At 42.4% G+C, this 15,099-nt stretch carries 13 protein-coding genes; 6 read left to right on the forward strand and 7 right to left on the reverse strand.

Annotated elements, in window-relative coordinates; genetic code table 11:
* Positions 1-132 precede the first annotated feature (132 nt).
* Positions 133-501, forward strand: coding sequence for a hypothetical protein (locus F957_RS08360; protein ID WP_016660415.1), 369 nt, complete (start codon positions 133-135; stop codon positions 499-501).
* Positions 502-554: 53 nt separating this feature from the next.
* Here the strand turns inward: F957_RS08360 and F957_RS08355 are convergent, their stop codons facing one another.
* From F957_RS08355 to F957_RS08345, 3 genes are all read right to left on the reverse strand, one after another.
* The gene (locus tag F957_RS08355; protein ID WP_016541750.1) at positions 555-1,718 is read right to left on the reverse strand and encodes an alanine racemase; all 1,164 of its coding nucleotides are present in this window, start codon (positions 1,716-1,718) and stop codon (positions 555-557) included.
* Positions 1,719-1,952: 234 nt separating this feature from the next.
* Positions 1,953-3,239 (reverse strand): D-arabinono-1,4-lactone oxidase, encoded by a 1,287-nt coding sequence (locus F957_RS08350; protein ID WP_016541752.1) that lies wholly within the window; start codon positions 3,237-3,239, stop codon positions 1,953-1,955.
* A complete protein-coding gene (locus F957_RS08345) occupies positions 3,236-4,984 on the reverse strand; it encodes a neutral/alkaline non-lysosomal ceramidase N-terminal domain-containing protein (protein WP_016541753.1) in 1,749 nt (582 codons plus the stop codon). Before F957_RS08345 ends, F957_RS08350 begins: the two co-directional genes overlap by 4 nt.
* Before the next feature lie 65 nt (positions 4,985-5,049).
* Between F957_RS08345 and F957_RS08340 the strand changes: the two genes are divergently transcribed.
* Positions 5,050-6,150, forward strand: coding sequence for an AraC family transcriptional regulator (locus F957_RS08340; RefSeq protein ID WP_016660416.1), 1,101 nt, complete (start codon positions 5,050-5,052; stop codon positions 6,148-6,150).
* A 317-nt stretch (positions 6,151-6,467) separates the two neighbouring features.
* On the opposite strand, the gene tauD is transcribed toward F957_RS08340, so the two are convergent.
* Genes tauD through tauA form a run of 4 tightly spaced genes read right to left on the reverse strand, consistent with a single transcriptional unit; the run spans position 6,468 to position 10,049 of the window.
* A complete protein-coding gene (gene tauD, locus F957_RS08335; protein ID WP_016541756.1) occupies positions 6,468-7,313 on the reverse strand; it encodes a taurine dioxygenase in 846 nt (281 codons plus the stop codon).
* A 16-nt stretch (positions 7,314-7,329) separates the two neighbouring features.
* The gene (tauC, locus tag F957_RS08330) at positions 7,330-8,211 is read right to left on the reverse strand and encodes a taurine ABC transporter permease TauC (RefSeq protein ID WP_016541757.1); all 882 of its coding nucleotides are present in this window, start codon (positions 8,209-8,211) and stop codon (positions 7,330-7,332) included.
* Positions 8,208-8,999: a taurine ABC transporter ATP-binding protein gene (locus F957_RS08325; RefSeq protein WP_004661032.1), complete on the reverse strand. Its 792-nt coding sequence runs from the start codon at positions 8,997-8,999 to the stop codon at positions 8,208-8,210. Before F957_RS08325 ends, tauC begins: the two co-directional genes overlap by 4 nt.
* 9 nt (positions 9,000-9,008) lie before the next feature.
* Positions 9,009-10,049 carry a taurine ABC transporter substrate-binding protein gene (tauA, locus tag F957_RS08320; RefSeq protein WP_171068298.1) on the reverse strand — a complete coding sequence of 347 codons (1,041 nt, stop codon included), beginning with the start codon at positions 10,047-10,049 and terminating at the stop codon, positions 9,009-9,011.
* 406 nt (positions 10,050-10,455) lie between these two features.
* On the opposite strand from tauA, the gene F957_RS08315 reads away from it, so the two are divergent.
* The 4 genes from F957_RS08315 (at position 10,456) to F957_RS08300 (ending at position 15,060) form a co-directional block, all read left to right on the forward strand.
* Positions 10,456-10,965, forward strand: coding sequence for a rhodanese-like domain-containing protein (locus F957_RS08315; protein ID WP_016541759.1), 510 nt, complete (start codon positions 10,456-10,458; stop codon positions 10,963-10,965).
* A 62-nt stretch (positions 10,966-11,027) separates the two neighbouring features.
* Positions 11,028-11,966: a serine O-acetyltransferase EpsC gene (gene epsC, locus F957_RS08310; protein ID WP_016541760.1), complete on the forward strand. Its 939-nt coding sequence runs from the start codon at positions 11,028-11,030 to the stop codon at positions 11,964-11,966.
* Positions 11,967-12,200: 234 nt separating this feature from the next.
* Positions 12,201-13,133 carry a family 2A encapsulin nanocompartment shell protein gene (locus tag F957_RS08305; RefSeq protein WP_016541761.1) on the forward strand — a complete coding sequence of 311 codons (933 nt, stop codon included), beginning with the start codon at positions 12,201-12,203 and terminating at the stop codon, positions 13,131-13,133.
* On the forward strand, positions 13,108-15,060 hold the full coding sequence (locus tag F957_RS08300) for a family 2A encapsulin nanocompartment cargo protein cysteine desulfurase (RefSeq protein WP_016541762.1): 1,953 nt from the start codon (positions 13,108-13,110) through the stop codon (positions 15,058-15,060). Before F957_RS08305 ends, F957_RS08300 begins: the two co-directional genes overlap by 26 nt.
* The last annotated feature ends 39 nt before the right edge of the window (positions 15,061-15,099 follow it).

A 15,099-nucleotide genomic window follows, 5' to 3' on the forward strand; every position in this document is an offset into this window, starting at 1 on the left:
TCAAGCCAAATAGGAACAGATCTGCTTCTGGTCTTGCTCCTACTTGGCTATTTTCTGGCTTTCAATCAACGGATTAGTTTAGAATCTCAAAGCATTATTTTAATAATGAATGTCATCTCTCGGAAAAATCCAATGAAAAAAATCGCTCTTGTCTTTTCAATATTTATATCTAGCTTCGTTTTTCCTTTTACCACTTATGCCAATCCGACTGATCCCAAAGAAAGTATGGATATTTTTATGGGCACCTTAACGATAAAGGATAACAAAGCCATTTTGACACGATGCGATATTGCACAGAATGAATATGTGTTGAAAGATGCAGACTGGTCGAATGAAAAGGCGGTATCAAGTTTTCTCTCCAAAGCCACGATACTCAAACAGCCGATTTATGCAGAAGTAATTGCAGCATATAAAAATGAAAAAGATATTAACATCCTCTTGGTTGATTCCATTGACAATCTGACTGAAGCAAAAAGCTGCCATTTGAGTGATTTATTTTAAAACTCCAAATACACGGCAGATTTTTAGATCAAATATTGGTAATCGCAATACCGTTATTCACTAAAGGTTTGCCATGTCTCAAAAGCATGTGTGCGATACAGCTTTAACACGGAAAACTGAGGAATAATTGCTTCACTCTGCGTTGGTCTTAAAAATACAAAATCATCGACTTGAATATCACAATCCTTCGGTACATTAACCAATTCCTGATTACTGCTACGCCCGTACAATGCGTGAGTATGTGCTTGATGAGGATAAATATAATCAGCCAACCAATAGCCACCATAAATAAACAGTGCCTTACATTTATGTGGCAATTTATCCAATAAAGACATAGAGGGAAGCTGGGTAAATGGCAGTATTTTTAATACAGGCGCAGCAATCCATAACGCAGGTTGTAAGGCTCTTAAAAAATCACTGTCAAAATCACTTGGTTTTAATAGCATTGAACCAAAAGACAAATCGTTGCAGACACTTTCAGTGGTATGAAAGCTAAAGGTTGGACTGCCACCGCCATTAAAACAAAGCTCATCGTGCCACAGCGTTGGGAACTGTTTTTGAATTAACTGTTTATAACAGGCATAGGTTTGCTGTGAGCTTTGATAAGCCAATTCAGGTTTTTTAATGATGGCTGGAATTTTAGTGACATGTGCATCATAACCCATCAAACCAGAAAGTTTTAAATACTGTGGATACTGTTGAATCAGCTTTAAAATTTCGGTTAGTTGCTGTGTCGACTGTACCCCACCACGATGTAAACCAACATCAATTTCAATATTCACATCCAAACACAGAGAATAGAGCTGAGCGATCTCGAGATATTGCTGTAAGCGTTGCTTAGTATCAATCAGCCATTGAATTTTGGCATTCGACCACTCCGCATGCTGATCAAAAAATTGATGGACTGCTTGAGCAGGCATCGGCTTACCCAACAGAATATCGGCTTCGGCAAAATTTTCTAGGATCGAAACAATATGTGGTTGGTGAAATACCATAAAGCGTTGCGTATTCAGTTGTTCAGATAACAACTTAAGTAGGTCTAGGCTTGCTAATGATTTCACGACCAAGCGTGCTTGTAAATGTTTGGCATGAGCAAGACGAATCTGAACATGCTGAATATTTTGTTTTAACGCTGCTTCATCGATGATCAGTTGCGGAGTCGCAATCCCCTGTTTTTTTAGATCGAGATTGAGTTGTTTAAAATAATGATCCAACATGGCTATACCTTTTTTATTTAATCGTGATCCTAAAAAAACCATCTTATACGAGGGAATGTCATCTACAACCTGAGCAAGCCAAAGCGACTAAAGCTTTGGCAAAACGCAAGAGTTTAAATACATCTTATGCTTCTTAGGATGAAACCAAAGTAAATCTAGCTGAAAGCTTCACCCTTAATTGGATGGGAATTCGATATGATTCCGTTAAGTACTTTCAACTCATAAAAATTCGATTTAACCTAAAAACAGCTTTTCCAGATAGGGATTTAAAAACTTAGCTTCTGGGTCAAGCTGCTGACGCAAAGCCATAAAATCATCCCACTTGGGATATAAAGTCCGAAGCTGTGTTTTGTTCATTTGATGCATTTTACCCCAATGCGGACGCCCTTGATATTTTTGCAAGATTGGCTCAACCACATCAAAAATCAAACGCGGGTCTTGCTTATGATATTGATGCACCGAGATCGAAATGGAATCCTGCTGATAAAACGGACTGAGCCAAATATCATCCCCTTTGACAAAGCGAAATTCGAGCGGAAAAAAGGTGGCTACGTTATAACTTCTCAATGCGTGTAGCACCTCATCCAGACAGGCAATCCCTTGATCAACAGGAATCTGATACTCCATTTCATTGAACTTCGTATTGCGTGGTGTTGGAAATATCTTGCTCGACCAATCGATATAGGTCGTCGGTTTAACAAAAATGCCGAGTAGCTTCTGTAAGTACGGATTCAACGAAGGAAAATTTTTGGTCAGCTCTGAACAAAAGGTCAGTAAGGTATCATCCGATGGGAAATTTTCCTTACGGGGCAAAACCGCTTCATCTGTCTCATCCAAGGTTTTCAGCATCAACTGCTTTTCATAGGAAAATATAAAGCACTCAATATGTCGATGCTGATGTTTCCATTGCTGAATGTGTTGCATCATGTCCTCGACTGGACAAAGTTGAATGTGTTCTTTGAGTTTATAGCGCGGACGATTTTGCATAGTGATTTGGGTCAAGATGCCTAAGCACCCCAAAGAGACTCGCCCTGCGGCAAAGATTTCAGGATGCTCTGTGCGACTACATTTTAGGATTTCACCCGAAGCCGTCAATAGCTCAAAAGCTTCAACATAAGCTGAAATGCAATGTAAATCTGCACCTGTGCCATGTGTGCCTGTAGAGACTGCACCTGCCAGACTTTGCTGATCAATATCGCCTTGATTCATCAACGCCTGATTAATCGATTGCTGCTGTAAATGTTGGTCTAGGTCATATAAGCGCGTGCCTGCATAAATACTACTCTGACATCGCTCAAGATCAGCCGATGCAATTCCCGCAATATGATCCAAAGACAATAAGGTTGCATCGGTACACACCAACGGCGTAAAAGAATGCCCAGCACCGACTACCCGTATTTTTTTCTGCGCCTGAACAATGGACTGTAGTTCTTGAATATTGGCAGGTTGCAAAATCTGTTGCGGCATAGATTTTTGAAAACCAGACCAGTTTGACCAAATGCCCTGTGTTAAATCACTCATACTGCCTCTCCTTGGCTAACGGCAGTTTTTAAATTGCCATGATTAGTGCGTTTTGCGAGTTCCTGCGCTGGAATATACGGTGGTCGTGTCATTTCATCGTAATGACGTTTATCTTTTTCTAATAATAACTGTTCTGCTAAGCCTTGGAACTTGCTCTGACAGGCTGCCAATGACCATTGACCAAATAAGGTATGCCCACCTTCATACGCCTGCACTTGGTATTCTTCATAGGTAGTGACATAACCCATGTAATCATTGCAGTACGATGCTAACCAAACTCTTTTAATCGAAGCCTGTGCGGCAAGCATCTGTTTAACTGTATCAACCACCCGCTGCCCTGCAATAGTGGTAAATTCGCCCGGACAACATATCAATGCCAAAGACCCTAATCGTACAATCTGTAAGGGAACCACACTTGGGACTAAAGGACTGTCCTGAATCGCACCCGCTTTCACTTGTCGGTTCATTTCTGCAATCAGCGGATCAAGAATACTTGGCGGAAAACCAATCTGTTGACCTAGGATCTTTTTGGCGCCTGCTTCCAGTAAAATCCGTTTCGGCCCTTGAGATGCATACAGCTGCTGATATGCTACAAAGTCTGCTGCTTTGGGATGTTTGATTTTTTGTTTGCGAAATTGATCGGCTAAAAATTGCATCCCCATCATTAAGGGTTTAGGCGCACCTAGACCATCGACAGGCGTACCTGCAAAAAATGCGGTGCCATGACAAGGCTGGCTGGTCTTTGCATGCTTTTGACCATCTGCAAATGCATCGGGAATCTCAATATTGGTCAGATCCACATAGGACAAAACAGCATCAATCTTGCCTTCAACTTTTTGCAAATTTTTAGCAATATTCCCCTGTAAGCTAGTTAAAGCCAATTCACTCTGATAACGCCCATTTTGTTGCGCATATTGATACTCCTGCTCACCTTTAATTTGATTGCGAATCTTGAGCTGATCTTTACCATGGAAATGCGGTGATACATCCCCAGCGGTTGCTTGGGCAAAAATCGTGACTGGATTATCAACTCCTTGCTCAATTAAAGCCTGCTCAGAAAATGCAGCTGCATAACCCTTGTTATCGCCATCATAGGCTTTTAAGGAATTTCCCAAACAAGTCGCATGTACCCCAAATAATGAAATAAAGGACTGCAATTTTTGTTCACGATAAAAACCAAGCAATTGCATTTCACGATTCAAAGCCAAATGCGTTTCGGCATCAGTGCGTGGCAAAACCTCTGGATTACGATTATAGGCTTTGATCGAACGATTCCATGCCACAGCGGTATGTTCTGAAAAATGTTGCGTGCCCAAGAAAATCTCGGTGTCTTGTTCAGATACAATCGCATTTTGAATACTCAGTACAATCGCCTCGACAATTGCACTGAGATGCTCAGGCACAAAACCGGGTGTTGGCATATTATATAAAGCTTCATAACCGCAACCACCAGGCCCAGAGTGGGTATGGGTTGCCATTAACACCAGTTGATTTTCATCAAATGGCGTACCTATGATTTGCGTGAGTCGCGCTACCGTTTGGCTGCGCATGGCATGGGTAATACAACCTAAATCAAGACAACAAAGCAGCAGTCGATGATCGGATGAATCGACAATACTCACGCTACGTGCAAATAAAGCTGTGCGCTGTTCATAGGCCCGATGTGACCATTGCCCATAACCAAACATGGCATAGCCTTTCGGTGTAACTTTGATTTGTTGTTTATCCCAGCCCACTTGATACATTGGCGCGTCCCTTTCTCAGTTCTTTTTCTAACTGTGTTAAAGCCTGTTGAAAGTTAATCAAAATTATGCGATACCCAACAGGGTTAAAGACACTTTTCTTTGGGGGGCAAAACGGACTTATGCCTAAACAATTCATCAATAGCGCTGAAACACAGCAATATATTCCACCCACCATTCTGGCCAGCCTGATCCATTATGCAGAGCAGCAACAGTGGAATTATGCTGCATGGTTTCAGCATTCAGGTTTAGACATTGCACAAATACAGCAAACTCAAGGCGTGGTTCGCTTCTCTCAATTGTGTGATGTGATACGTCAGGCCATGACAGCCTACCAACAACCCGACCTCGGTTTAAAGCTTGGCAGTAGTGAAGGTTTAATTTCAATGGGGATTCTCGGTTTCGCCATGCAATCCTGCAAGACTGTTGCAGATGCCTTAGACATTGCGCTGCGTTATCATCGTATTTCAGGTAGTGTCTTAAATATCAACTTTTCCATCCACGCTGATCTCTGTGAATTAGAAGTCACTGAAACCTCTCCCTGCAATGAACTCAAAGCTTTTTTCTATGATGAATTATTTAGCAGCATCATCACCTGTTTAAATGCAATGCTAGGTGATCATGATGATGTGATCAGTCTTGAACTCAGCTATTTTCCAAGCGAATATCAACAACAATATAGTGATCTCTTTGGCTGCCCCGTCCAATTTAACCGTGATAAAAATATCATGCGTTTTAGTAGTCGCCTATTGCAGCGTAACTTAAAAAATTACAGCCCCGCCAACTATGCAACTGCACTACAGATTTGTGAACAGGCGTTAAAAGAAATAGACCAGCTCAATCAAGTCGGCTACGTCCATTTACTTGATCATTTGATTGAACAGCATTTACCTGAACGTTTTGAGATGCAACAAGCTGCCGAACAATTACACCTCAGCGAGCGTCATTTAAGACGACAATTATTGGCAGAAGGTTTGAGTTTTCAACAAATTCGGCAAAATGTGTTGGAGCGGAAAGCTAAACAATTACTGGAACAGAACCTATCCATGAGTGAGATTAGCCTACAACTAGGCTTTAGCGAATTACGTGAATTCCGACGTGCCTTTAAACGCTGGACTGGCCAAGCGCCTTCGGTTTATAAACAAGAGAGCATTTTACATAATGCCTAAGAATAAAACGGTCTAGAAATTTCCAAGCGCAGATGCAGATAAAACCGAACCGTAAATGCTTTTTCTTGTAATTTTAAATTCTCGCAAATATTCACTACCGCGCTCGGCGGCATGGATGCCGCCAGTTTGGCTGTGATACAAGGAAGTATCATCAGCCAAACAAAGGATTTTTGTTACTTTTCATCCCTGAAAAGTAAGAGAGAAAACGGATGCTTATCCAAAATAAGATGAGATCTCTGTAAGATTCCACAAAGACGATCGGACTATAAAATAAAAAGCTCAGGATTTTACCCAAGCTTTCTAAGCTAAATCAAACCTTAACTTGCTGCTTGATAAAACGGTACATCACCATTAATCGTGGCACGATGCATAATCCGATGCGCCTCACCATAATCAAATAAAGCCTTATGCTGCGTGCAACGATTATCCCAAATCGCCACATCACCTACCTGCCACTGCCAACGCAAATGGAACTGCTCATTAGTTGCATGGGCAAATAAATACTGTAGCAATTCAGCACTTTCAGTCTCATCCAGCTCATTAATACGCGTGGTGAACCCTTCACTCACAAACAAAATTGGCTGACCCGTTACAGGATGTGTTCTCACCACAGGGTGAACAACGGGTGGATTACGCTTAAATGTGTCTTCCAGCTTTTGACGCTCTACATCATTATGCGCAAAACGCTCAATCGGGAAAGACTGACGAATGTCATGTGTTGCAGTTAAGCCTTTTAACTTTTGCTGCAAACCTTGATCCAAGGCTGCAAATGCCGCTGCCCCACTCGACCAAAGTGTATCACCACCAACAGGTGGAATCTTAATCGCTTGTAAGACACAGCCCAATGGCGGTTTCTGGCTAAAAGTGACATCGGTATGCCAAAGTTCATTGTCACGTAAGTCTTGCTTCCAACTGTCCAATACAATGATTTCAGGTACATTTGCTACGGATGGATAAATAGGATGAATATGCAAAGAACCAAAACTACGTGCCAACTCCGCTTGCGCCTGAGGTGCAAGTTGCTGATTGCGGAAGAAGATCACATGATGATCCAGCAAAGCCTGTTGAATTTGTTGCGCGGTATGTTCATCAGCCGTGTTTAAGTCAACATCATGAATAATTGCACCGATTGTTGGTTTAATAACTTCAATATTTAAGGTCATCTTCTACTACTCACACTTATAACTGTTGGCCATACCAAGGAGATAATTGTTTCTGTAACCAACGCAAAAACAATTCAAAACTAACCGCGACAATCGCAATCACAATAATGCCAAGAACTACGGTATCCGTGATCAGGAATTGTGCCGCTGACTGCACCATAAAACCAATACCGCGATCAGCTGCGACCAATTCCGAAGCCACCAACGTTGACCAACCCACGCCTAAACCAATACGAATACCCGTCAAGATGTGCGGTAAAGCGGTTGGCAGAATCACATGCCAAAACACTTGTGATTGGCTCGCACCCAAAGACAATGCCGCTCGCTCACGATTGAGCTGGTGACTGAGTACACCATGAGTACTGCTGATAATCACAGGTGCAAGGATCGAAAAGAAAATCAAAAGCACCTTGGTGGTTTCACCAATCCCGAACCAAATCACCAATAAGGGTAAATAAGCCAAAGGTGGAATCGGGCGCAATAACTCAACCAATGGATCAAGCACCGCACGCACCCATTTGTTCAATCCCATCCATAAGCCAAGCGGTACACCAATCGCAATCGCAGCCACTAAAGCCAACAAAACACGAGAAATACTCGCGGCCAAATGCTGCCATAAAGTGGCTTTCATAAAACCTTGTTGGCTGACTTCTAGAAATTTTTGCCATACTGCTTGTGGGCTCGGCAAAAATAGACTCGGGACAATTTTTAATGCCGTGATCAAATACCAGATCACCAATACGCTCAAGACACTGGAAAGGCTCAGCGCTAAACTACGATGGCGTGTAAAAAAAGCACCAATTGGACTAAAAAACGAACCCGACTGTGCTTGGTTTGTCGATTGTAGTTCCTCGACTTTATTCACCTCATAGGCCGTATTCTTTGCTTGCCCTGTCATACAGCCACCTCATGCCCTGCTTGTTTCTGCACACGTAGGCGTTCAAATAATTGCTCACGTAATTGAATAAATTTTGGGTCCGATTTAATCGCACGAATCGATTCACCTTGCTTATAACGTTCCGCGAAATCTAATTTTAAGGTTTCGACAATTTTGCCAGGACGAGCAGTCATCAATACCAATTGATTGCTCAGTAGCAAAGCTTCTTCAATATCATGCGTGATCAAGAAGAAAGACTTATTTTGTTCAATCCACAAATCCAGCACCAACTGCTGCATGGTTTCACGGGTAAAGGCATCAAGCGCAGCAAAAGGTTCATCCAACAAAATAAACGCAGCATGACTCACCAATGCACGTGCAATCCCCACCCGTTGCTTCATACCACCCGACAATTCCCAAATATTGGCTTGAGCGACATGGCTTAAACCCACGATTTTTAAGATTGCATCGACTTGCTGCTGAATCTCTTGCGCTTTTAAACCCTTAAGCTGTAAAGCAAAACCAATATTTTCAGAGACATTTAACCAAGGTAGTAAAGCATGATCCTGAAACACCACCGCACGGCGCGCATCAGGTGCAGTCACCACTTCATGGTCCAGTGTAATCTGACCTGAACTTGGCTTTTGAAAACCCGCCAAAATATTCAGCAATGTTGTTTTCCCACAACCCGACTCGCCCAAAATCACAGTCAACGTACCTTCTTCAATCTTCAGATTGATATCTTGCAAGACAGGTACGGTCTGCTTTGGAAAAGTTAAATGAAGATGCTCCGCAGCTAATACGCTCATTTCGATCTCCTATGGCTGTAAGAAATTGGTGGTCACATTATCTTGATAATCAGGCTTCACTTGATCGACCTTGCCTTGGCTCTTTAAGAAAGTTGCGGTGTCGAAAATATTTTTGGCAAACTCACCTGATAAAGTCGCTTGTTGCTGCTGACGATCCAAATAAATATTTCCTGAAAGCAACAATGGAATATCTTTTACATCAGAACCCGTCAGTTGCGCGATTTTCTGGATATGGTCAGCATTCTGCTCAAATGCTTTTGGATCTTTCTGGTACGCCTCAACTTGTTTCAAGCTGGTTTGCACAAAGGCCTTTAAAAACTCTGGATTTTTCTCAGCGAAATCTTTACGAACCACCCATAAATCATAAGTTGGTGCGCCCCACTCGCCGACTTGTTTTGAGTCTGTTAAGACATGGCCACTGGCTTTGACTTTGCTTAACGCAGGTTCCCAAACATAAGTCGCATCAATATCACCACGCTCCCAAGCGGCAGTAATTTCAGGTGGACGTAAGTTAATAATCTTGACCTGGTTATCCGCAATGTTCCAATGCTTTAAAGCTGACAATAAGCTGTAATGCGTGGTTGAAACGAAGGGTACAGCAATGGTTTTACCAATCAAATCTTGAGGGTTTTTGATGCCTGATTTGTTACTCACCACCAAGGCTTCAGAACCACCTAATTTAGCCGTCACAAGGAATACTTCAATCGGTAAATCACGACTTGCTGCGGCTGCCAATGGGCTAGAACCAATGTTACCAATCACCACATCACCTGAAGCGAGTGCATTGACCACATCTGATCCTGCATCAAACTTACGCCATTGGATTGCCTGTTGGCTATCACGTTCATAATCACCATTGGCTTGTGCAACCTTGGTTGGATCTACACCAGTCTGATAGGCAATCACCACCGCTTTGTTGTTTTTAGACTGAACAGGTGCAGCATCTTTTTGATTTTGATAGACAATAAAAGCAACAATCGCCACAAGGACGATCGCTGTCACGATTAACGGCTTGGTGTTCTTGATGCCCATAATTAGATGATCTTTCAACAATATAGGCTTATGGTATGCGGCATGCTTTATGATTAAAAATAAGAAAAAGTGACTTGCTTATTCCTTTATGAGATAAGAATAAGTCTTAGACAATTTATGCTGCTTTTATCATCAAGTGCGATATTTTTAATGTGTTTGCATTTAATTTTCCAAATCATGCTTTTAAATATTTATCATCCAACTTAATTGAAAAGTAAAATATTTAATCTCGATAATTTCATCTTTAAATTAAATAAGATCATTCAATTTAAAGCTAGGTTTTAAACCATATTCCGAATAAGCCGATAAATACTTATTATTTATCAAAAATAGATATATAAATAAATTTTGCTTATTTTCCTGAATATAAAAACCGTCCTAAGATAAAAAAATCATCCCGCTGATGTATATAAAGGTTGTAAAAATGAATGCTCAATTTGATTCTGCTCAAGCTTTGGAATCCAACATTACTTCCCACGGTTCTTTCAACGATCCACAAGATATCCTACAACGTGCTCAGCAATATGCTGAAGAAAATGAACTTGATTTCACGGGCAGCATCCCTCCTAGCGAAGCTTGGTATTTGGTTCAACAAGGCCATGCTGTCTTGGTTGATGTAAGAACCAATGAAGAACGTAAATTTGTCGGCTATGTGCCTGAAAGTATCCACGTCGCATGGGCAACAGGTACATCTTTTAACCGCAATCCTCGTTTTTTAAAAGAACTGGATAGCAAAGTCGGCAAAGACAAAACAATTTTATTGCTGTGTCGTAGCGGTAAACGTTCTGCTTTAGCTGCAACAGCAGCTTTTAGTGCAGGTTTTGCACAAGTCTATAACGTACTGGAAGGTTTTGAGGGTGATTTAAACGAACAGCAGCAGCGCAATCAAAGTAATGGCTGGCGTACCCACCAATTACCTTGGTTACAAGATTAATGCTGCTTTCTTAAGCAAAAAATTAACGATTTATTCATGACTTTGATTTGCAAGGAATTCTCGTGAGCCAATGGAAAATACAGCCTGTCGTTGAAGGTTTGCAACAAGCGAGACACGAATGGAGAGAGCGTCAACATCGCATCAAAGAATTTGGTGGACGCGAACTCCCATCTAAGGATGCGCTGAAGTCAATTTTAGATGATCTGTGTGGAATTCTGTTTCCAATGCGACTTGGCCCCAGTGATCTGCGTCAAGAAACCGAGGATTACTATATTGCCTATACCCTAGACCGCGTACTCAATGAATTATTTTCACAGGTAAAACTGGCCTTAAATTACGAAACCAAAAGTCGCGTCAAACCGATCCCTGTTTCAAGCAATGAACGTCTGCTTTATGAACAGCAAATCGCTTTGGCACAGACCATCGTACAGGACTTTGCCAATATCTTGCCTGATATCCGTCGCGTATTAGATGCAGATGTCTGTGCCGCATATGAAGGTGATCCTGCTGCGCATAGCGTCGATGAAGTCCTGCTCTGCTACCCAGGTATTTTGGCAATCATCCATCATCGTGTGGCACATCAGCTCTATCACAGCGTTCCGCTACTTTCACGAATTATTTCTGAATTGGCCCATTCAGCCACAGGGATTGATATCCACCCAGGTGCACAAATTGGTAAAGGCTTCTTTATCGATCATGGTACAGGGGTGGTAATTGGTGAAACCTCAGTGATTGGTGAATATGTGCGTATCTATCAGGCCGTGACCCTCGGTGCAAAACGTTTCGAACTGAATGAGGATGGTGCCTTGAAAAAAGATTACGCCCGTCATCCAATCGTGGAAGACCATGTAGTGATTTATGCAGGTGCAACAATTTTAGGCTGTATCACTATTGGTAAAGGGTCAATTATTGGCGGCAATGTCTGGCTCACCCATAGCGTTACAGCAGGCAGTCAGATTTTACAGTCACCCAGCGAGTCACTCCACAATAGTAAAGTTTAAATGAATGAATTATTTAAATAGTTCTTAGAATAAATAAACGTATATTCAATACTTATATTTATTTCATATAAATATATTCTTATGAGTAATAAGTAAATAGTTCACGATTATTTATCTCATAATAATATTTTTAAAAATACTAAATAGTCTCTAGTCTAACTAAATAAATCATTCAACATTATTGCAATAAACCAATTTTATTAACAAAGCCAAAAACAACAGGAAAATTGATTCATGGCAAAAACCACAGATAAAGTCCAACTTGCACTTGGTGATCACGCAGCCAGACAGCTTGCAAATGCCACCAAGACCGTTCCACAACTATCGACCATTACCCCGCGTTGGCTCACGCATTTATTGCAATGGATTCCTGTTGAAGCAGGTATTTATCGCGTTAACCGTGTCAGCAATACTGATGATATCCAAGTCGCGTGCACCCAACGTGATGAGGCCACTTTGCCACAAACTTTTGTGGATTATGATGCACAACCACGTGAATATTTCTTAAATGGTGTTTCGACTGTTTTAGATATCCATACCCGTGTTGCTGATCTTTACAGCAGCCCGCATGATCAGATTAAAGAACAATTACGTTTAACCATTGAAACCATTAAAGAACGTCAGGAAAGTGAGCTAATCAATAACCCTGAATATGGTTTATTGGCCAGTGTCGCAGAAGACCAACGTATCTCTACTTTGAATGGCCCCCCAACACCCGATGACTTTGACGATTTACTGCGTAAGGTCTGGAAAGAACCTGGTTTCTTCCTTGCCCATCCAGATGCAATTGCTGCTTTCGGTCGTGAATGCACCCGACGTGGTGTTCCACCACCAACTGTGAGCTTATTCGGTTCACAGTTCATCACGTGGCGCGGTGTTCCACTGATTCCATCAAATAAGATTCCTGTGGAAGATGGTAAAACCAAAATATTGTTACTGCGTGTGGGTGAAAAACGCCAAGGTGTGGTGGGATTATTCCAACCGGGCTTGGCCGGCGAACAATCCCCAGGCCTTTCTGTACGCTTCATGGGCATCAACCGCAACGCGATTGCGTCTTATCTAATCTCACTGTACTGCTCATTGGCGGTATTGACTGAGGATGCATTGGCTGTGCTCGAAGATGTGGAGGTGGACAAGTATCATGACTACCCAGTTAACTACAAGTAATTTACACGGTAGTCCAACGGGTTCTGAAGTGGTCGGTGTTAGCCCACCGTCCAACTTCCCAGATGAAGCAACACTTTCACGGCTTGCCTCTGAATTTTTTGCTGCCCTGCCAAATTCTGGCAGTGGTCATTCCTCTGGTTTGAATTTGGACTTACCCCATGTTGGTACGCCCCCACATCAACCACAGCCCGCTGAACCTTTAGCTGCGCTCAGTGGTCGTGCGCCCAATATTGCTTATGAAAAAAGTTTAAATCCTGAATATCCTGAGCATATTCCAAACTATCCTGACTATCCTGAACGTCGTGCGATCGCCTCGGCGCCGGTCGTGGGTGGTGCCAATTTACCACGTCCACCGATTGAACCTAATTTTCCTCAAGCGGTTCATAGTGCACCAAACGTTCCTTTAGTTGAACCCTCTCGTCCTTCAACAAGTGATGCGTCACCCTTTTATTTTTTGAATGAATTTACAGCACCGAGTTCATCCAGTTCTGAATTTGATGCTGCCAATTTTGCCACGGCACAATCATTTCAATTGCCTCATGGTGATGCATTAAAAAGTCTGTTGCAGCAAGATACTCAAGCTTCTACTCAAGCAAAAAATAATGCGTCTTCAGGCTTTTATTTCTTAGATCTGCCGCAACACAATGCAGGTTATGGCAATTATCAAGCTTCTCAGCCACAGTTTGTTGCCAATGCTGCTCAGCCCTTGGATATTCAAGCGATCCGTCGTGATTTTCCAATTCTGCAAGAACGCGTTAATGGACGGTCCTTAGTTTGGTTTGACAATGCAGCGACCACGCAGAAGCCACAAAGTGTGATTGATCGTATTGCCTATTTTTATCAGCACGAAAATTCCAATATTCATCGTGCTGCACATGAGCTGGCAGCACGTGCAACCGATGCCTATGAACATGCGCGTAATGTGGTGGCCCGTTTTATTGGGGCAAAATCATCCAAAGAGATCATTTTTGTTCGTGGCACCACCGAAGGCATTAATCTGATTGCCAAGACCTGGGGCGAACAGAATATTGCTGAAGGTGATGAGATTATTGTTTCGCATCTTGAACATCACGCCAACATCGTTCCGTGGTTCCAACTCACCAAAAAAGTCAGCGCCAAACTGCGTGTTATTCCTGTGGATGATACTGGTCAAATCATTTTGGAAGAACTACCAAAACTGATCAATGAACGGACCAAACTGATCTCGATTACCCAAGTATCCAACGCCTTAGGTACGGTAACACCTGTCGCGGAGGTGATCAAAATCGCGCATGCCAAAGGTGTGCGGGTTCTGGTCGATGGTGCTCAATCTGTTTCGCATATGCCAACTGATGTCCAAGCGATTGATGCCGACTTCTTTGTATTCTCAGGACATAAAGTGTTTGGGCCAACAGGTATTGGTGCAGTTTATGCCAAGCCTGAAATCCTAGAGACCATGCCCGTCTGGGAAGGCGGCGGCAATATGATTCAGGATGTGAGCTTTGAACAAGTGGTTTACCAACCTGCCCCCAATAAGTTTGAAGCAGGCACAGGCAATATTGCCGATGCAGTAGGTTTAGGCGCTGCATTGGAATATGTTGAACGCCTTGGCATTCATAATATTGCGCGTTATGAACATGACTTGCTGGAATATGGCCAGCATGCGTTAAGCAGTGTCACGGGGTTAAGACCAATTGGTACGGCGAGAAATAAAGCCAGTGTAATGTCCTTTACTCTTGAAGGTTATTCGACAGAGCAAGTGGGTAAGGCACTGAATCAACATGGGATTGCAGTGCGTTCTGGGCATCATTGTGCTCAACCGATCTTGCGTCGTTTTGGTGTAGAAAAGACCGTGCGTCCATCTTTGGCCTTTTATAACACCACAGAAGAAATTGATTTGTTGGTGTCGGTCTTGCACCAACTGACCAGAAACAAACGCAGTGCCTAAAACTCCTCTCCAATAAAAAAGACTGCCTCAGTGCAGTCT

The organism is Acinetobacter gyllenbergii CIP 110306 = MTCC 11365 (assembly GCF_000413855.1).
Taxonomy (GTDB): Bacteria; Pseudomonadota; Gammaproteobacteria; order Pseudomonadales; family Moraxellaceae; genus Acinetobacter; species Acinetobacter gyllenbergii.